The organism is Reyranella sp. (assembly GCF_965227665.1).
In the GTDB taxonomy this organism is placed as follows: domain Bacteria; phylum Pseudomonadota; class Alphaproteobacteria; order Reyranellales; family Reyranellaceae; genus Reyranella.
In genome coordinates, this window is the sequence record NZ_OZ245767.1 from 4,042,608 (window position 1) to 4,061,032 (window position 18,425).

16 protein-coding genes are annotated in these 18,425 nt (G+C 67.1%); 7 read left to right on the forward strand and 9 right to left on the reverse strand.

Features of this window, described 5'->3' with window-relative positions; genetic code table 11:
• Nucleotides 1-11: 11 nt before the first annotated feature.
• The 4 genes from ACO07I_RS19555 to ACO07I_RS19570 are packed head-to-tail and all read right to left on the reverse strand — an operon-like array spanning nucleotide 12 to nucleotide 4,585.
• Entirely contained in the window at nucleotides 12-941 is a 930-nt protein-coding gene (locus tag ACO07I_RS19555; RefSeq protein WP_422010230.1) for an ABC transporter permease, read from the reverse strand.
• On the reverse strand, nucleotides 941-1,939 hold the full coding sequence (locus tag ACO07I_RS19560) for an ABC transporter ATP-binding protein (RefSeq protein WP_422010232.1): 999 nt from the start codon (nucleotides 1,937-1,939) through the stop codon (nucleotides 941-943). The genes ACO07I_RS19555 and ACO07I_RS19560 overlap by 1 nt, the downstream gene beginning before the upstream one ends.
• Nucleotides 1,936-2,940, reverse strand: coding sequence for an ABC transporter ATP-binding protein (locus ACO07I_RS19565; RefSeq protein ID WP_422010234.1), 1,005 nt, complete (start codon nucleotides 2,938-2,940; stop codon nucleotides 1,936-1,938). Before ACO07I_RS19565 ends, ACO07I_RS19560 begins: the two co-directional genes overlap by 4 nt.
• A gap of 10 nt (nucleotides 2,941-2,950) precedes the next feature.
• Nucleotides 2,951-4,585 (reverse strand): ABC transporter substrate-binding protein, encoded by a 1,635-nt coding sequence (locus ACO07I_RS19570; RefSeq protein ID WP_422010236.1) that lies wholly within the window; start codon nucleotides 4,583-4,585, stop codon nucleotides 2,951-2,953.
• A gap of 192 nt (nucleotides 4,586-4,777) precedes the next feature.
• Here ACO07I_RS19570 and aqpZ point away from each other — a divergent pair, with 192 nt between their 5' ends.
• The 3 genes from aqpZ to ACO07I_RS19585 are packed head-to-tail and all read left to right on the forward strand — an operon-like array spanning nucleotide 4,778 to nucleotide 8,011.
• Entirely contained in the window at nucleotides 4,778-5,470 is a 693-nt protein-coding gene (aqpZ, locus tag ACO07I_RS19575; protein ID WP_422010238.1) for an aquaporin Z, read from the forward strand.
• Between the two features lie 59 nt (nucleotides 5,471-5,529).
• Nucleotides 5,530-5,892, forward strand: a complete 363-nt coding sequence (locus tag ACO07I_RS19580) for a hypothetical protein (protein ID WP_422010240.1) — start codon at nucleotides 5,530-5,532, stop codon at nucleotides 5,890-5,892.
• Nucleotides 5,893-5,920: 28 nt separating this feature from the next.
• Nucleotides 5,921-8,011, forward strand: coding sequence for an adenylate/guanylate cyclase domain-containing protein (locus ACO07I_RS19585; RefSeq protein WP_422010242.1), 2,091 nt, complete (start codon nucleotides 5,921-5,923; stop codon nucleotides 8,009-8,011).
• Nucleotides 8,012-8,015: 4 nt separating this feature from the next.
• Here ACO07I_RS19585 and ACO07I_RS19590 read toward each other — a convergent pair whose 3' ends face one another.
• The 3 genes from ACO07I_RS19590 to ACO07I_RS19600 all read right to left on the reverse strand — a co-directional run bounded on the left by ACO07I_RS19590 (nucleotide 8,016) and on the right by ACO07I_RS19600 (nucleotide 11,736).
• The gene (locus tag ACO07I_RS19590) at nucleotides 8,016-9,956 is read right to left on the reverse strand and encodes a carbohydrate porin (protein ID WP_422010244.1); all 1,941 of its coding nucleotides are present in this window, start codon (nucleotides 9,954-9,956) and stop codon (nucleotides 8,016-8,018) included.
• Between the two features lie 107 nt (nucleotides 9,957-10,063).
• A complete protein-coding gene (locus ACO07I_RS19595; protein ID WP_422010246.1) occupies nucleotides 10,064-10,762 on the reverse strand; it encodes a hypothetical protein in 699 nt (232 codons plus the stop codon).
• 44 nt (nucleotides 10,763-10,806) lie between these two features.
• Nucleotides 10,807-11,736: a histone deacetylase family protein gene (locus tag ACO07I_RS19600; protein WP_422010248.1), complete on the reverse strand. Its 930-nt coding sequence runs from the start codon at nucleotides 11,734-11,736 to the stop codon at nucleotides 10,807-10,809.
• A gap of 73 nt (nucleotides 11,737-11,809) precedes the next feature.
• On the opposite strand from ACO07I_RS19600, the gene ACO07I_RS19605 reads away from it, so the two are divergent.
• Both ACO07I_RS19605 and ACO07I_RS19610 read left to right on the forward strand, forming a co-directional pair.
• A complete protein-coding gene (locus tag ACO07I_RS19605; RefSeq protein WP_422010250.1) occupies nucleotides 11,810-12,175 on the forward strand; it encodes a hypothetical protein in 366 nt (121 codons plus the stop codon).
• A gap of 7 nt (nucleotides 12,176-12,182) precedes the next feature.
• Nucleotides 12,183-13,670, forward strand: a complete 1,488-nt coding sequence (locus ACO07I_RS19610; RefSeq protein WP_422010252.1) for a protein adenylyltransferase SelO — start codon at nucleotides 12,183-12,185, stop codon at nucleotides 13,668-13,670.
• A gap of 99 nt (nucleotides 13,671-13,769) precedes the next feature.
• On the opposite strand, the gene ACO07I_RS19615 is transcribed toward ACO07I_RS19610, so the two are convergent.
• Nucleotides 13,770-15,578 (reverse strand): sulfatase-like hydrolase/transferase, encoded by a 1,809-nt coding sequence (locus ACO07I_RS19615; RefSeq protein ID WP_422010254.1) that lies wholly within the window; start codon nucleotides 15,576-15,578, stop codon nucleotides 13,770-13,772.
• Nucleotides 15,579-15,600: 22 nt separating this feature from the next.
• Nucleotides 15,601-17,076: a cobyric acid synthase gene (locus tag ACO07I_RS19620; RefSeq protein WP_422010256.1), complete on the reverse strand. Its 1,476-nt coding sequence runs from the start codon at nucleotides 17,074-17,076 to the stop codon at nucleotides 15,601-15,603.
• A gap of 192 nt (nucleotides 17,077-17,268) precedes the next feature.
• On the opposite strand from ACO07I_RS19620, the gene ACO07I_RS19625 reads away from it, so the two are divergent.
• Nucleotides 17,269-17,652 (forward strand): cobalamin biosynthesis protein, encoded by a 384-nt coding sequence (locus tag ACO07I_RS19625; RefSeq protein ID WP_298309883.1) that lies wholly within the window; start codon nucleotides 17,269-17,271, stop codon nucleotides 17,650-17,652.
• Between the two features lie 106 nt (nucleotides 17,653-17,758).
• Nucleotides 17,759-18,400 (forward strand): 5,6-dimethylbenzimidazole synthase, encoded by a 642-nt coding sequence (gene bluB / locus ACO07I_RS19630; protein WP_422010258.1) that lies wholly within the window; start codon nucleotides 17,759-17,761, stop codon nucleotides 18,398-18,400.
• The last annotated feature ends 25 nt before the right edge of the window (nucleotides 18,401-18,425 follow it).

Below are 18,425 nucleotides of genomic sequence, written 5' to 3' on the forward strand. Positions count from 1 at the left end.
GTTGCTTTGTCCTAGTGCGCCGCAGCCGTGCCGCGCACGCGCGGATCGAGCCAGCCATAGGCGAGGTCGACGGTGAGGTTGGCCATCACCATCCAGGCCGCGATCACCATCAGGATCGCCTGCACGACAGCGAGGTCGCGGTTGGCCACGGCCGAGACCAGCAGCCGGCCGACGCCCGGCCAGGAGAAGACACTTTCGACCACGACGGCGCCGGCCACCAGGCTGCCCACCATGAAGCCGATGATGGTGACGGTCGGGATGGCGGCGTTGGGCAGCGCATGGCGGGTCACGACGGCGTGCCAGGTCACGCCCTTGGCCGAGGCGGCCCGGATATAGGGCTGGCCCAGTACTTCGAGCATGGCCGAGCGCGTGAAGCGCGCCATGATCGCCGCGCCGCCGGTGCCCAGGGTCACGATCGGCAGGATGGCGGAGGAAAGGCCGCTGTTGCCGCTGGCCGGCAGCCAGCCGAGCTGGACCGCGAACACCAGCACCAGCAGCAGCGCCAGCACGAAGCTCGGCATGGTGAAGCCCGCGACAGAAGCCGCCATGGTCAGCCGGTCGGCCATCGAATTGCGATGCAGCGCGGCGTAGATGCCGGCGGGAATGCCGAGGCCAATCTTGAGCGCCAGCGCCGGCATGGTGATGGCGAGGGTCGCCGGCACGCGTTCCATCACGAGGTCGATGGCGGGCCGTCCGTCGCGCATCGACTTGCCGAAATCGCCGGTGAGGGCATGGCCGATATAGGACAGGTACTGGTCCCAGATCGGCTGGTTGAGACCCCAGGATTCACGGAACGCCGCGATCGCCTCGGGCGGCGCGTCGACCGACATGATGAGCAGCGCCGGATCGCCCGACAGCCGCAGCACCACGAAGGCGAAGGTCATCACGAACAGGATGGTGAGGCCCGCGCGCAGCAGGCGCGAGGTGGCGAACATCAGCATCAGGCGGCGACCTGCAGGGCGGGTTCATGGACGCGGTGGCAGGCGACCATGCGGCCGCCCGACAGGGGTTGCAGCGTCGGCGCTTCGGCGCGGCACTGCGCGGTGGCGAAGGGGCAGCGCGTGTGGAAGGCGCAGCCCGCAGGGACGTCGACCGGATTGGGCGGATCGCCCTGCAGCAGCAGGCGCTCGCGCTTCGGGCCGCCGCCGAAAGCCACGGTCGGGATCGCCGACACCAGCGCGCGCGTATAGGGATGCGCAGGCGCGGCGAACAGACTCTCGGCCTCGCCCTGCTCGACGATGCGGCCGAGATACATGACGGCAACGTCGTGGCTGACCTGGCGCACGACCCTGAGGTCGTGGCTGATGAACAGATAGGCAATGCCCAGCTGCTCCTGCAGGTCGAGCAGAAGATTCACGACCTGCGCCTGGATGGAGACGTCGAGCGCCGAGATCGGCTCGTCGCAGACCAGAAGGTCCGGCTCCGTCATCAAGGCACGCGCCAGCACCACGCGCTGGCGCTGGCCGCCCGACAATTCATGCGGATAGCGCTCATATTGGTGCCGCTGCAGGCCGACCGATTCCATGACCGCCAGCGCGCGGTCGCGGCGCTCCGCGGCCGGGGCCTGCGCGTGGATGATCAGCGGCTCCTCGATCTGCGTGCCGATCGGCAGTCGGCGGTCGAGTGCGCCCAAGGGATCCTGGTAGACCATCTGGACATGCCGGCGCAGGCCGCGCCAGGCGGGCGTGCCGACCGGCGGTAACGGCTGTCCTCGATAGTGCACGGTGCCCGACGTGGGCGGCACCAGTCCCAGCACCAGCTTGCCGGTCGTCGACTTGCCGCAGCCCGATTCGCCCACCAGACCCAAGGTGCGGCCCGGATGGAGGGCGAGCGACACGCCGTCGACGGCGCGCAGCACCGCCTTGGGCGCGAACAGACCGGGGGCGCTGCGGACCCGATAGTGCCGGCGCAGGTCCGACGCCTGGAGTAGCGCGCTCATTCCGCGGCCTGCGGTTGGGTCCAGGGGGACACGCCCGCCTCGATGCGGCGATGGCAGGCGGCGACATGAAGGAAGCCGACGGTGCGCGACGGCGGCGGCACCGTCGCGCATCTCGTCTCGGCGACGGGACAGCGGGGCGCGAAGGCGCAGCCGGCAGGCATGTTGTCGGGTTCGGGCACCGTGCCGGGGATGGCGGCGAGGCGCCGGCGCGGACCGGTGAGGGTGGGCAGAGCCGCCAGCAGGCCCTGCGTGTAGGGATGACGTGCCGAACCGAACAGGTCGGTGCCGGGCGCTTCCTCGACGAGGCGGCCGGCATACATCACCGCCACGCGGTCGACGTTCTCGGCAACGACCCCCAGATCGTGGCTGATCAGCACGAGCGCCATGCCGGTGTCGCGCCGGATGCTGCCGAGTAGGGCGAGGATCTGCGCCTGGATGGTAGCGTCGAGCGCCGTCGTGGGCTCGTCGGCGACCAGCAGGTCGGGCTCGCCGGCCAGCGCCATGGCGATCATGACCCTCTGGTTCAGGCCGCCGGACAGAAGATGCGGATAGTCGGACAGGCGCCGGCGGGCGTCGGCGATGCCCACTTGGTCGAGCAGGCGCAGCGCCTCGGCCTCGGCGGCGCGTCCGCCGAGGCCGCGATGCAGGCCGAGCGCCTCGACAAGCTGCCGGCCGATGCGATGGACCGGATTGAGGCAGCTCGACGGGTCCTGGAAGATCATGGCGATGCGCTTGCCGCGCACCTGTTCGAGGTCGCTGCGCGCGGCGCCGACCAGTTCCTTTCCTTCGATCCGGACCGAGCCCGTCACGCGGGCTTTGGTCGGCAGGAGGCCGAGCGCGGCCAGCCAGGTCACGCTCTTGCCCGAGCCCGATTCGCCCACGATGCCCAGCGCTTCGCCGGGCGCGATCTCCAGACTCACCCCGTCGACGGCGCGCGAAGCCTGCGCGCCGCTCGCGAAATCGACGGTGAGCCCACGCACCGCAACGAGGGGAGCCGTCATTGCACCGTCCTCAGATCGAGAAGTTGTTGCTACGGAACTCCATGGCGAAGGACGGCGAGGCCTTCCACTTGATGTCCTTGCGCTTGGCCGTGAAGGTCGCGTTCTGGTGCAGCACCGTATAGGCTGGGTCTTCGCGCTCGCAGATTTCGAGCATGCGCCTGAACATCGCCTTGCGCTTGGACATGTCGGTCTCGACCTCCATCGCCACCGAAAGCTTGTTCATCTCCTCGTTGGTCCATTCGCCGACCTGCTGCTGCTGGCCCTGCGGCCCGTGCTGGGCGACCAGCGAGGAGATCGGGTCGTTGAAGCCGGCGCTGTTGGACCAGTCGCGCACGGCACGCGGGCTGTTGGCGTCGAAGATCTGCTGCCAGTTCTCCTTCATCTCGATCTGCACGTTGAGGCCGGCGGCGCGCCACATCTCGACCAGCACCTGCGCGGTCGACACCTGGTTGGTGTAGTAGTTGTTGAGCAGGCGGTAGGGGATCGGATCGCCCTTGTAGTTGGCCTCCTTTAGCAGGGCCTTGGCCTTGGCCAGATCGTAGGCCGGCACCGTCCAGTTCTCGACGAACATCGGGCCGTAGAATTCCCACTGCAGGCCGGCCGGTACGCGGGTGCGGCCCGACCACAGCGCATCGACGATCGCCTGGCGGTCGATGGCGTGCGTGAAGGCCTGGCGGATGCGCGGATCGGCCAGCCGCGGATGGTTCTTGTCGAACACCGTGATGCGGTGGTTGACGATCGTGCTGCCCAGCACCTCGAACTTCGGATTCTTCTCGATGCCCGGAATCTGATCCGGCGGCACGTCGCAGATGAAGTCGAACTGGCCCGCCAGCAAGCCGTTGATGCGGGTTGCGACCTCGGGCACCACCATGATGCGCACGCTCTTGAGCGGCGGGCGGCCGCCCCAGTAGTCATCGTGCGCGTCGAGGGTCAGCGACTGGTCGGGCACGAATTCGCGCACCTTGTAGGGCCCGGTCGAGACCGGCGCGCGCGCCCAGTCGAGCCAGCTCTTGGACTCTTCGTAGGCGCGGCGCGAGACGATGTCGCTGCCGAGGCGGCCGATGCGGCCCTCCATCGTGACATCCGGCGTACGGTTGACGAAGCGGACCGTGTACTTGTCGACGGCCTCGACCTTCTCCAGCGCCGGGAACAGGCGCTTGGCCACCGCCGGCACCTCCGGCGGCAGGTTCTTGCCCTGAACCGCATCGCGGATGAGGACCGAGGTGAACAGCGTCTTGTTCGAGGTGATGTCGTAGTCCGGCCCGAACATGCGGTCGCGGCTGAAGGTGAAGACCACGTCGTCGGCCGTCAGCTCGTCGCCGTTGTGGAACTTCACGCCCTTGCGCAGGGTGAACTCGACGGTGCGGGCGTCGATACGTTTCCAGCTCTCCGCGAGGCCGGGGACTTCCTCCAGCTTGGCGAGCAGGTCCTGCATGATCAGGCGCTCGAACATGAAAGAGAAGACGCGCTGCCCGACATTGGACTGCTCGCGCAGCGGCTCCAGCGCGGCACTGTTGGCGATCTGCTGCACGGCGATGGTGATGGTGGGCCGGCGGTCGGCCTGGCCCAGCGCAATACGCGGCAGGCCGAAGCTGGTGGCGGCAAGGCCGGATGCGGCGATCAGAGCGCGGCGGCGCAGAAACATGGCGTGAACCCCTTGGACGGCAAGGGCAGCACGCTAGGGCGCTTCCATGAACGGGACGTTTCCGTTCGGTGACGCTTCGCTTGTTGCAGTGCGGGAGATCGTCCGAGGCTGTGCAAAGCCCTGGGTTTGCGCATGGGCTGGGCGAATAGTCTCTCGAAGCGTAAAATGGCCTCGGCAACTCGGGGAGAGAACATGCCTGTCACCAATCGTCTCTACGCAGAATTTCTGGGGACCGCCTGGCTTGTGCTGGGCGGCTGCGGCAGCGCCGTGCTCGCCGCCGGCTTTCCGCAACTCGGCATCGGCTTCGCCGGTGTGGCGCTCGCCTTCGGCCTCACCGTCCTGACGATGGTCTATGCCGTGGGCGGCGTCTCGGGCGGTCATTTCAATCCAGCGGTGACGGTCGGCCTGGCGGTAGCCGGTCGCTTTCCCTTCGGCGAAGTCATCTCCTATGTGGTCGCGCAGGTGTTGGGCGGCATCGCGGGCGCCGCGATCCTCTATGTCATTGCGACCGGCAAGGCCGGCGCTGAGATCGGTAGCTTTGCGACCAACGGCTACGGCGATCACTCGCCTGGCAAGTACGGGCTGGTGTCCGCGCTGGTCATCGAAGTCGTCATGACCTTCGGTTTCGTGACCATCATCCTCGGCGCCACGGACAAGCGCGTCAGCCCGGCCGTGGCAGGGCTCGCAATCGGCCTCGGGCTCACGCTCATTCACCTGGTGACCATTCCGGTCACCAATACGTCGGTAAATCCCGCCCGCAGCACGGCGCCGGCGTTGTTCGTGGGCGGCGCGGCCCTGTCGCAACTCTGGCTGTTCTGGGTGGCGCCGCTGCTTGGGGGCGCGATAGCCGGTGTGGCCTACGGACTGCTGCGCAGCAAGGACTGACGGCGCCGTCCGCGCACTGTAGAATGCGGCAGCCCATGGCCAATGAAGGACGGTCCCCGATGTTCAAGAAGTTCGCCCCGCTCGTGCTGGCGGGACTGATGCCGCTGGCAGTGGCCGCCCAACAGAACGTCGATGTGACGTTTCGGTTCAAGGAGAATCCCAACAGCATCTCGGGCTGCATCCAGCTCGATCCTTCCTTCACCCGCGAACATACGTTCAAGGTCGCGAACGGCCAGGCCGAGCTGAAGTCGGCTGGCGGAATCGACGTGAAAATGAAGTCGCTCCGCCCCAACGTCTATCAGGGCACTTTCAACCTCGGCCGGATGAACATCATCTATACTGCCGATCTTGGCGCCACCCCGCCGACGCTGGTGGCACAGAGCCAGGACGGCGGCTGCAAATGGAACGCCGTGAAGGCCTGATCTTGCGTCGTCCTCGCGTGTGAAGCCGGTGCGGCGGTCGATTCCGTTCAGCGTCACGATCCTGACGCTGATGGCCATGGTCGTGGTGCCGCTCACGAGCGTGTTGCTGTGGCTCGGCTGGCGGTCCGTCGACCTGCTCGAACAGCGCAGTGCGGACCAGAGGGTGTCGCATCTCGAATCGGCGGTCGAGGATTTCCTCACCGACGGCCTGCACGTGGTGATTTCCGTGGGCCAGACCCTGGCCTTCGGTCCGAGCTTCAATGCGACCGAAAATCCCGTGATCGACGAGGAGCGCCGGCACCAGCTCGTTGCCATGCTCGACCGGCACCCGGCGGTCCAGTCGGCCTTCGTCGGCTATCAGGATGGCAGCTTCATCTATGCCGGGCGGCCGGAAAGCTTCACCATCGAGCAGCGCATCGAACTGGATGCGCCGGATGGGGAATCGATCATCGTGAGGGTGATCGAGGCCGGGGCGCCTCCGCGGACGGAAACCTACTGGTTCTATATGCCGGACGGCAGCCACGGTCCCGCCCGGACCACCACGTCGACTTTCGACGCACGCACCCGGCCCTGGTACGTCGACGCGATGAAGGCGAAGCAGGCGATCCTCACCGATCCCTATCGTTTCGTGCAGACGCCCGACGCGGGCATATCGGCCGGTATTCCGCTGCGCACCGGCATCGGCGTCGTGGGGTTCGACTTCACGCTCCGCACGCTGTCGGAGCTCCTCACGGCCTACAAGATCACCGAGAACTCGGTGATCGTCGTGGGCCACTCGGGCGGCAAGGTCGAGATCGAGTCGGAACCGTGTGCGCCGACGCTGCCCGGCTGCCTGCCGGCCGACGCGGCGGTGCGTCAGCTTCTGCACAACGTCGTGGAGGAGGCGGTCGCCACCGACGCGAAGATCGACCGGCAGGTCGACGCCGGAGGTCACACCTATCGCGTGATCGTCCACCGCATGCCGCCGCTGCTGGGGCAGCGTTTCGTGATCGCCGCGGCGGTGCCGGTCCTGGAGCTGACGGCCGAGTCGCGCGTCCTTCTGCAGCGGGCGGCCATCGCCGCAGCCGTGGCCGTTGCACTCGCCGCACTCGGGGCGTTGGCGGCGTCGCTGATCCTCTCGCGCTCGATCACCCGCATCGCGCTCAAGACCGAGCGTATCCGTCAGCTCGATTTCTCCGACGAGCAACCGGTGCGGAGCCGCATCACCGAGATCGTCCGCCTGTCCGATGCGGTCGAGAACATGCGCGCGGGCCTGGAAATTTTCGGGCGCTACGTCTCGAAGAATCTCGTGCAGCAGATTATGCGGTCGCCCGAGAGCAGTGGCGTCGGCGGCACGCGTCGCGAGATCACCGTGATGTTCACCGACATCGAGGGCTTCTCCCTGCTGACCGAGACGATGGAGCCGGAGCTTCTGACCAGCCGGCTGTCACGCTATTTCGAGGCGCTCGGCTCGGCGATCTCGGCCAATCGCGGCACGATCGACAAATATATCGGCGACAGCATCATGGCCTTCTGGAATGCGCCCGAGACCGATCCGGAGCACATCGCCAATGCCTGTCGCGGCGCCCTGCAAGCCGCCGCTGCCGGCCGAGCGCTGTCAGAGAAGTGGCGCGAGCGCGGGCGGCCGGGCTTCCGCACGCGCTTCGGACTGCATACGGGTCCGGCCGTGGTGGGTAATGTCGGTGCGCGCGAGCGCATCAACTATACGCTCGTCGGGCAGGTCGCCAACCAGGCGTCCCGCCTCGAAGGCATGAACAAGGTCTACGGCACCGAGATCCTGGCCAGCGGCGAAATCGCCGGGCCGACTTCCGGGCTGTTCGTGTGGCGCCATATCGACCGTGTGGTGGCCGTGGGCACCACCGAAGCGCACGACGTCTACGAGCCCATGGGCGAGGCCGCGAACCTCGCCGAGCATGCGGCGTTTCTCGCCCAGTGGGACAAGGCGCGCGCCGCCTATGTTGCGGGTCGCTTCGAGGAGGCGTTGGCCGGATTCCGGGCCGCTTCGGCGATGCGCGAGGAGGACCCGCCCTGCCACGTCTTCGTCGGACGCTGCGAGACGTTCCTGCGCGAGGGTGCCCCGGCCGGATGGGACGGCACCTGGCACATGGACCGCAAATAGCGCCTCAGAAACGGGCCGAGAGACGTCCGCTGAAGACGTGGACCGGTCCGCGCACCGCGTTGTAGGCGGGGTTGGCGAGGAGCTGATAGTCGGCGGTGGCCACGAGGCCCTTCGCAAGCTGGAACGCATAGTAGGTCTCGACGACCGCTTCGGAGGCGTAGGTGAGGGCGCCGTCGCCCACCAGGACACCCAGGCCGCCGGCTGCCAGATAATTGCTGTGGTCGGCCGAAATCGAGTTGAGGGCGCCGGCGATGCCGATCCGGTCGTCGGGCCGGCCCCACCTTGTTCCCTTGAGCGAGGCGCCCAGCGAGATGCTGGTGTCGATGTCGGTGAAGGCCATGATCTCCGACGCGCCGTTGTTCCAGCTGAAGCGTCCGAACAGCCCGATATCGTCGGTGATCTCCTGTTCGAGATTGAGGTAGAGCCCGTACTTTGTGCGGCCGCGCCGCGTCTGGTCGATCGTATCGTTGGCGGTCAGGCCGGGTGTGAGGGCGGCAAGGGCGACCGCCTCGTTGTAGGAGCCGGAGAAAGCGCTGTTCATCCAGGTGCCGAGACGCACCGCGCCGGCCCGGTCGAACGGCCGGTAGCGCAGCTCCAGTTCGCCGACGTAGCCGCCGCGGGTGAACAGAGCGAGGTCGAAGGTGTTGGCATTGGGCTCGTTGCCCACCAGGAAGTAGCCGGCGCGCACGCTCCAGCTCGGCCGGTTGAGTTCGGCGGCGAAGCCCCAGGTGAGGCCCAGGCGATCGGCGGGATAGTCGAAGGCACCCGAGGCCCAGATCGACCAGTTGAGAAAGTCGATGCGCGGATCCTCGGCGTAGGTGTTGCCGTCGAACAGGTCCTTCACCGAGAATTTGCCGATCTGTAGCGTGACACGGGAAACGTCGCGCTCGCCGGAAAGCTGGCCGTATTCGCTCTCGACCTTCTCGCGCTCGCCGCCCAGCCCGATCTCCTGGCGCAGGAACAGGCGCGAGGTGTTGTAGCGCGGATAGGGGAAGTTCGACTTCTGCGCCTCGCCGTTGGGATAGCCGCCGGCGCCCGTCGTGTTGGCGACGCCGAAGCCCTGCAGCAGCTCGGGATTGTAGTAGAGCTCGCCGCCTTGCCAGAGCCGCACGCCGAGGAAGGCCGAGACCGTCCAGGTTTCTCGGCTCTGTCCGTCAGCCGGCAGGCTGTTGGCGCCCGAATAGGCCGCGGCGATTGGCGGATAACCCTGGAAGATGAAGGTCGTTTGGCCGTGGATTTCCCATGAACCCGGTCCACGATCGGGCTTGTCGTCCGGATCCTTGTCGGGGGCGCCGAACTTGTAGTTCAGGCCGAGCCTGACCCGGTGCAGGTCGTAGAGCGAATCGTAGCGCGACGGCGAGGCGAAGGTGAAGCCGTTCAGGGGCAGGCTGGTGTAGAGATATTCCGCGCGCGCCGACCACTTCGAATCCAATCGGTAGTCGATTCCGGCGCCCAGCACATAGCCCGCGCGAATATTGCCCGGCGTCGCGTCGTCGTTGCCCGTCGTGAGATCGATGCGTTCGGTGCGCGTGCTCGCCCAGGCGATGCCGCCGGTCACGAAGGGTGTCCATCGGTCGATCGCATAGCCGACCCGGCCGCGCAGGCTTGCGAGATATTCGAGCTGCTGGTTGGCCGTTGCCGTTGCGGTCGCCCGGTAGGACAGGACCTGCCCGAGGTCCTGCGCGCCGGGAAAGGACATGTCGAGCTCGAGGCCCAGCATCATGCGGGAGGGAAGGTAGTGCTCGTAGCCGGCCTGCACGCCGCCGAAGATGGTGCCGTACGGCGTGGTCCCGCCCGCGGTCGAGCCGGGGATCGGATCGGCGAAGGTGGCGGTGGCGGTGCCGAAGAGGTACCCGACATGGCCGCCGATATAGAACCCCGAGCGCGCCGCGCCGGGCTCGTCTGCGCGAACGCCCGATGCCGAGAGCAGGATGGCTGCGAGCATCGCCAGGCCCGTCCTGACCGGGCTTGGGGGCAGCGTCACCTGTGGGGCTTGCCGGGGCGTCATGCGCCGCTCGATATCACGCAGCCGGCGATTCCGCCCTGCGACGATCAGAACCGGACGGTTACACCGAGGGTGAAGAACTTGGTGTTCAGCACATCGTATGTCGTCCCGACGAGCAGGTCGAAATCGAACCTCGGATGGGCGGCCGGCGTGTAGCGAAGGCCCATCTGGTTGCCGATCACGCCGGGCTGGCGGCCGAAGGCTTCCATCATCAGGGTGACGTCCCAGCCGACATCGACCTCGACCTGGCCACCCCAGAAGAACGCGGTCGGATTGTCGCTGTCGAGGTAGCTCCATCCGCCATTGACGTTGATCCTGAACTTTTCCGTCACCGGAATCGTCACGAGCCCGATCAGGCTCGCCAGACCCAGATCTCCGGTCCTCACATTGACTGCGGCCGTCAAACCCAGTCCGAAGCCGACGCCCTTGGAGGCGGGTTGGAAGTTGATCTTCAGCTGGGGCCCGATCAGCGGTCCGGCGATGGTCTGATCCCAGTAATGGGCATAGGCGGCGCCAATCTCGAGCCACGGCATCTTGAGGGTGGTGCAGGCCGGGGCGATGTTGGCGTAGCCGTCGCCGGGCACGAAGTCGGCGACCCAGAGCTCGACGTGGCAGGTGCCGGGCGTCTCGACTTCGGAATCGTCGACGATGTGGGCGCCGCCGGCAGCCAGGGTCGGTCCGGCGAAGACGGCCGCAGCCACCCAGAGCATGGCGCCGATGAAGATGCAGTAACTGTTATTTTTCACGCGCCGGGAAGTTCGCCCGGGACCGTTACGGGCGCAAGACGTTTTCAGGCGCGCATCAGTGACCGTACATGCGCGGCCACGGATTCCGCGAGGGCGGCCAGGTCGTAACCGCCTTCGAGGACCGACACGAGACGCCCGCTGGAATGTCGGCGGGCGATGGCGAGCAGTTCCTCCGTCAGCCAGACGAAGTCTTCCGTCTCGACGTCGAGCTGCGCCAGCGGGTCGCGACGATGGGCGTCGAAGCCTGCCGAGACGATGACGAGTTCGGGGGCGAACGTATCGAGCGCGGGCAGCAGCCGGTCGGCCCAGGCGGCCCGAAAGGCCGCGCTGCCGCTGCCCGCGGCCAGCGGCACATTCGCGACATTGCCGTCGATGCCGCGTTCGCGCATCGAACCCGTGCCCGGATAGAGCGGATACTGGTGCGTCGAGGCATAGAAAAGGTCCGGGTCGGTCTCGACCACGGCCTGCGTGCCCTGGCCGTGATGGACGTCGAAGTCGATCAGGGCGATGCGGCGGATGCCATGCGCAGCCCGCGCATGCAGCGCGCCGATCGCGGCATTGCTGAACAGGCAGAAGCCGCCGGGCACGTCGGGCGTGGCGTGATGGCCGGGCGGGCGTACGGCCGCGAACGCGGTGCGCGCCTGCCCGCCCAGAACGCCATCGACGGCGGCCACGACGGCGCCCGCGGCGTGGCGCGCGGCATTGGCGCTGCCTCTGCTCATCACGGTGTCGGCATCGACATGGACCAGCTCGCCTTCCGGCGGGCGGATGCCCAGGACGGTGTCGACATAGGAGAGCGGATGGACACGCGTCAGCTGCTCCATGGTGGCGGCGGGCGCGATCAGGCGTGTCAGGCCGTCGAATTCCTCGTCCGCCAGGGCTGCCGTCACCGCGCGCAGCCGGTCGGGCCGCTCCGGGTGATAGTCGCCGGTGTCGTGCTCGAGGAACGACGGATGGCTGATCAGCAGCGTCATGCATCCCCCTCTAGCGCGCTTCGGCGATCTGCGACAGAGTCACCCGCAACCCATCGATCGCTGTGAGGTTGTTTTGTCAAAGTTGCACTGTCTGGTCGCCGCCGTCCTGGTCCTTCTCGCCGGGCCGGCCTCCGCCCAGGAAACCACTTTCCGGCTGAAGAATTCGATGGAGTATCCGATCGCCCAGCTCTCGGTTTCGCCGACCCAGCTCAACATGTGGGGGCCGAATTTTCTGCGGCCGCCGGTGATCCGGCCAGGCGAGGCACGCCAGGTTTCGTACCGGGCGCCGACCGACTGGTGCATGGGCGACCTCAAGGTCACCTTCGCCGATGGCGGCCCGCCGGCCGTCTGGGGTTACTTGAACCTGTGCACGCTGAATAACATCTCACTCCACTACGACCGCATGAGCGGCATCACCACCGCCCGCTACGACGAGTAGGAAGAATATGGACGCCTTGCCGGGTCTGCCGTTCGACAACAGCTACGCAAGGCTGCCGGAGCGGTTCTATGCCCGGCTGGCGCCGACACCGGTGGCGGCGCCGCGGCTGGTGAAGCTGAACGAGGCGCTCGCGCTGCAGCTCGGCCTTGAGCCCGCCGCGCTGGCCTCACCCGAGGGCGTCGAGATGCTGGCGGGCAACCGCGTGGCGCCGGGTTCCGAGCCGATCGCGCTCGCCTATGCGGGTCACCAGTTCGGCAACTTCGTGCCGCAGCTCGGCGACGGGCGCGCCATCCTGCTGGGCGAGGTCGTCGATCGCGACGGCCGGCGCCGCGACATCCAGCTCAAGGGCTCGGGGCCGACGCCCTTCTCGCGCAGCGGCGATGGCCGCGCCGCGGTGGGGCCGGTGCTGCGCGAGTACATCGTGAGCGAGGCCATGGCGGCGCTGGGCATCCCGACGACCCGCTCGCTGGCTGCGGTCACCACCGGCGAGCCGATCTGGCGCGACGGCGAGTTGCCGGGCGCCGTGCTCACCCGCGTCGCTTCGAGCCATGTGCGCGTCGGTACCTTCCAGTTCTTCGCCGCGCGCCGCGACACCGAGGCGCTGCGCCTGCTCGCCGACCACGTCACCGCGCGCCACTACCCGGAAGCCCGCGATGCTGCCGAACCTTATCGTGCCCTGTTCGAGGCGGTGATTGCCCGCCAGGCGTCGCTGGTGGCGAAGTGGCTGCTTGTCGGCTTCATCCACGGGGTGATGAACACCGACAATTGCTCGATCGCCGGGGAAACCATCGACTACGGCCCCTGTGCTTTCATGGACGCCTACAATCCCGAAACGGTGTTCAGCTCGATCGACCAGCAGGGCCGTTATGCCTACGCCCACCAGCCGGGCATTGCTCACTGGAACCTGGCGCGGTTCGGCGAGACCCTGCTGCCCTTGTTGGCCGACGACAGCGACAAGGCGCTGGCCATTGCCAACGAAGCGCTGGGCACCTTCCGTGATCGCTATGTCGGTGCCCTGACCGGCGGCTTGCGGCGCAAGCTCGGCCTGTTCACCGAGGAAGAGGGCGACTCGGCGCTGGCACAGGACCTGCTCAATGCCATGACCGACGCCCAGGCCGATTTCACCCTGACCTTCCGCCGCCTGGGCGACGCCGCCGCCGATCCCGCGGCCGATACTGAAGTGCGCAGCCTGTTCGCGAACAAGCCCGACTCGTTCGACGTCTGGCTGCGGCGTTGGCGCGAACGTCTGGCCCGCGAGCCGCAGGACGGTGCCGGCCGGCGCGCCGCAATGAATGCCGCCAACCCGCTCTACATTCCCCGCAATCACCGGGTCGAGCTGGCATTGGCCGCCGCCGTCGAAAGCGAGGACTACGCGCCGTTCGAGGAACTGCTCTCGGTGCTGGCGAAGCCCTTCGAGGAGCGGCCGGAATTCGCCGCTTACGCCGAGCCGGCGCCGGCCGATCGGGGTGTCTACAGAACCTTCTGCGGTACGTAGGGCCGAGCAAAGCTCGGCCCCCGGAGCGTCAGGACATCGCTTTGCGATGTCCGGGTGCGCCGAAGAAAGTACCATCGGACACGAGCCATCTGCATCGCCTCAGAGATTGACGGCGCTGGGCCGCGCGTCCTTCCAGTCGATCCACCGGTCGAGATGCATGAAGCGGCCGTCGTCAGTGCCGATCTCGCGGGCGATCAGGGCGTTCAGCTTGCCGTTCATCATCGCGATCAGGTCGCGATGGCGCTCGAAGTCGTGCGCCAGGTTCACGACCTCGTCGGGATCGTTCGCGAGGTCATAGAGTTCGAGGTCGTTCTTGGCGCGCAGTTCCTCCAGGGTCGCCGGCGTGTTGAAGCCGTGGAACGAGAAGTAGCGGCTGAACTTGTAGCGCTCGTCGACGATCGAGCGGATGCAGACTCGTAGTTTCCAGTCGACCGGGAACGATTCGATTTTCTTGAACTGGTCGGAGCGTGCGATCGATTTGTCCTGCAGGGTCTCGTACAGCGTCCGCGTGAAATTCGCGTCGTGCACCATCAGCTGGCTGTAGCAGAACAGCGTGCCGCCGCGCTTCTGCGTGAAGGCGGGATCGATCGGCTGGCGCAGCAGGGGCGAGAAATCCTGGCCCTTCATCTCCTTCATCGTGTCGGCCACCGGCGCCGTCGACTTCGCCGTCATCGCGACGATGGTCGGCACGAAGTCGAGATGCGAAGTGAGTTCGTGGCAGCGCTGGCCGCCCTTGATCTCGGGATGGACCACCAGCATCGGCACGTGGTTCTGCTGGCGGTAGGTGGTCGTGCCCTTGCCCTGCAGGCCGCCGTGGCTGGCCAGCAGCTCGCCGTGATCCGAGGTGAAGATCACGATGGTCTTGTCGGTGAGGCCCAACCTGTCGAGCTGTTCCAGCACCTGCACGATCTGCTGGTCGGCGTCGCGAATGGCGTTGAAGTAATAGTTCTGCCGCAGCCGCATGCGCCATTCCTCCTGCGGGATCAGACCGGTCAGGATGGCATTGGCGCCCTTGTAGATGCGGTGCGCCGGCACGCGGTCGGGCGTGTCGAGCGACTGCTGCCAGGTCTTCTGCAGCGGGATCTCGTTCCATTCCCGCCGATAGAAGGAATCGTCCGGCGGATAATCGATCTTGAGCTTGGCCTCGACCGCCTGCACCGGTTTCTCGCCACGCTTGTCCGTGTTCACCCACATGACGTCGTGCGGGTTCACGAGATTGACCGCGAGATACCAGGGCTGCTTGCGGTCGGTCATCGGCCGGCCCTTGGCCTTCAGCCACTGGATCGCCTGCGCCGCGGTGATCTGGTCGTACTGGTAGCCGCCCTGCGCGCCCTCGATGAAGTCGCCGACGCCGGTATAGTCGTAGAAGCCGTAATCGCGATCCATCATGCTCTCGAACAGCGTCTTGATGTCGTCGGCGTGGTTCTCCATCGCCATCGCGCCGTTCAGGTGCCACTTGCCCTTGTAGGCGGTGTAGTAGCCCATCTTGCGCAGGATTTTGCCGATGGTCGGCAACGACGGATCAAGGCTCTTCATGTAGGGCACGCCGGCATTGTCGAAGATGCCGTTATGCGGCATGTGCAGGCCGGTATAGATCACCGCGCGAGAGGCCGAGCACATGTCGGCCGCGATCTGATGATTCTCGAAATAGGTCCCCGTCGCGCGAAGCCGCTCGTGTCCGGGCAGCGGTACGGGCCAGCCCGGGCCCATGTAATGCTCCTGGTCCGTCAGGATGAAGAGGATGTTGTAGCCGCCCTCGTTCGAACCCGGCGCCTCGGCGGACGGGAAGGCCGATTCGGTGCCGCCGGTGATGCGGGTCGTCTGCGCCTGGGCGGGCGTATCGCAGGCGGCCGTAGCGGCGAGCGCGGCGCTGCCGGCGATGAAGGACCTGCGCGATGGTTCGATCATGGCTTCCTCGTAGAGAGCTCGGTCAACTCGTAGCACCGAATTGTGGCACGCGCGCGAGCTCGAGAAGCCGTTCACAGTCGAGATGGTCTTCGAGATGATCGGCCAGCCGGTCGAGCGTTTCCTCCATTGCGGCCTCGTAGTCGAGGTTGGAACTCGCGGCGCCGATCTTCTGCAGCCAGTGACGGCGCTGGCGATCGTCGGCCAGCAGACCGTGGATATAGCAACCGGCGATCCGACCGGTCGCATCGAGCGTGCCGTCCGTGGCGCCGCCGTCGAGTTCGAGCAGCGGGCGGGCGGTCGTGGTCGTGCGGCCGACATGCATTTCGTAACCCTTGAATGGCACGCCCTCCGCCATGGTCTTGCCTGTCACCTCGATCAGGACCTTGTCGCCGCCGAGAACGGTCTCCGCTTCGAGCAGGCAAAGTCCCTCGACGCTGCTGGGCGGTCCTTCGATGCCCTCGGGGTCGGAAATGCGCCGTCCCAGCATCTGATAGCCGCCGCAGAGGCCCAGTACGTGGCCGCCGCGGCGGAGATGCGCCCGGAGGTCGATGTCCCAGCCGGCCGCGCGCAGGGTGCCGAGATCGGCGATGGTGGCTTTCGAGCCGGGCAGGATGACGAGCCGCGCATCGCCCGGGATCGGCTGGCCGGGCCGCACGAACACGACATCGACGTCCGGCTCCAGACGCAGCGGATCGACATCGTCGAAGTTGGCGAGGTGCGGATAGGCCAGCACGACGATCTTCACGCCACCGTCCGGCTCACCGCGCGCCGGCAGGCTGAGCGCGTCTTCCGCGGGCAGTCGGATGGCGTCGGGAAAGCATGGCACGAGGCCGAGCGAGGGCCAGCCGGTCCGGTCCGCGATCAGCGTCATGCCGTCGCTGAACAGGCTCGGATCGCCGCGGAAGCGGTTGACGATGAAGCCCACGATCATCGCGGCGTCTTCGGGATCGATCACGGCCCTGGTGCCGACGATGCTCGCTATCACGCCGCCGCGATCGATGTCGCCCACCAGCACGACCGGCACGTCGGCGGCGCGCGCGAAGCCCATGTTGGCGATGTCGTCGGCGCGCAGATTGACCTCGGACGCCGAGCCGGCGCCCTCGATCAGCACGAGATCGGCTTCGGCCGCGAGACGGCCGAAGCTGTCGAGCACGGAAGCGAGCAGACCCGCCTTGATGCTCTGATAGTCGCGCGCCCAAGTGTTGCCCACGACGCGCCCCTGCACCACGAGCTGGGCACCGATGTCGCTCTGGGGTTTCAGCAGGACCGGGTTCATGTGGACGCTGACGGGCACGCGCGCCGCCCGCGCCTGCAGCGCCTGGGCGCGGCCGATCTCGCCGCCATCGGCCGTCACGGCGGCATTGTTCGACATGTTCTGCGGCTTGAAGGGCCTGACCTCGAGGCCGCGTCGCGCGAAGACGCGGGCCAGCCCGGCGACCAGCAACGATTTGCCGACGTCGGAGCCTGTGCCCTGGATCATGAGCGCGCGCGCCGGCATGAGGTCTCCGATCGAGTCACAAGGGACGGGCCGTGATCGCGCGTCCCTGCTGTATGAATCGCGTTGACGCACGGCAAGACCGGACCCTAACTGAAATGAACGCGCGCCCCAAGGCGCGCGTCGGAGAGGCTCCGGAATGGTGATGCTCTTTCGCCCTCGATGGCAGTCGCTCAGCCTCTGCGTGAGCCGACGATGATCGTCGCCGGCGTTGGCTATCGGCGCGAGGCCTCGGCGGACGAGATCGAGCGGATCGTGCGCATGGCGCTCGGCCTGTTCGACCTGCCGGTCGAACGACTGGACGCGCTGGCCACGGAATCGGAGAAAGCGACCGAACAGGCCTTTGTAGAAGTCGCGCGGCGGCTGTCGGTGAGATTTGTCGCCTGCACGGTGGACGATCTCGACCGCGTCGCGGGGCGCGTGCTCACGGCCTCCAAGCTGGTTCTCGCAGCAAAGGGGTTGCCGTCGATCGCGGAAGCGTCGGCCCTCGTGGCGGCGGGCCGCGAAGGCCGATTGCTGGGGACCCGCGTGGCGACCGAACACGCGACCTGCGCCATCGCCATCGGCGAAGGACGATAGAACAGCGAGCGGGAACCGGGGCATCCGGTCGCGAGTTTTATTCCTCTTGCCTCCTGTCGACGGGCGACGCATCGCTCGTCCGTTTACCCCATAGATCGGTGAGTTGATGGCGACGTATCCGCACTTCGACGCGGCCTTCCGGGCCGAGTTTCGCGAACTGGTCCTGTGGCGGCGCGACGTGCGCCGGTTCCGCACCGACCCGATCCCCCGCGAGCGCATCGACGCGCTGCTGGAAGTGGCGAGCCATGCACCCTCGGTCGGACTGAGCCAGCCCTGGCGGTTCGTGCATGTCGAATCGCCGGAGCGCCGCCGCGCCGTGGTCGAGAGCTTCACGCAGGCCAACGAGGAGGCGCTCGCCGGCTACTCCGGCGAGAAGCATGCGATCTATGCCGGCCTGAAACTGGCGGGCCTCAAGGAGGCGCCGGTCCATCTCGCGGTCTTCTCCGACGACGGTACCCATACCGGCAGCGGGCTGGGCCAGCAGACCATGCCGGAGACGCTGCACTACTCGGTGGTCGCCGCGATCCAGACGCTGTGGCTGGCCGCGCGCGCCGACGGGATCGGCATGGGCTGGGTTTCGATCCTCGATCCCAAGAAGGTGACGCGGGCGCTCGATGTCCCGGCCGGCTGGAACCTCGTCGCCTACCTATGCCTCGGTTTGCCTGCCGAGGAGCACATCGATCCGGAGCTGGAACGCCATCACTGGGAAGTGCGCAGCGACATAAGCGACGTCGTGTTCACGCGCTGACGCTTTGACACAAGGGTCTTGCCGG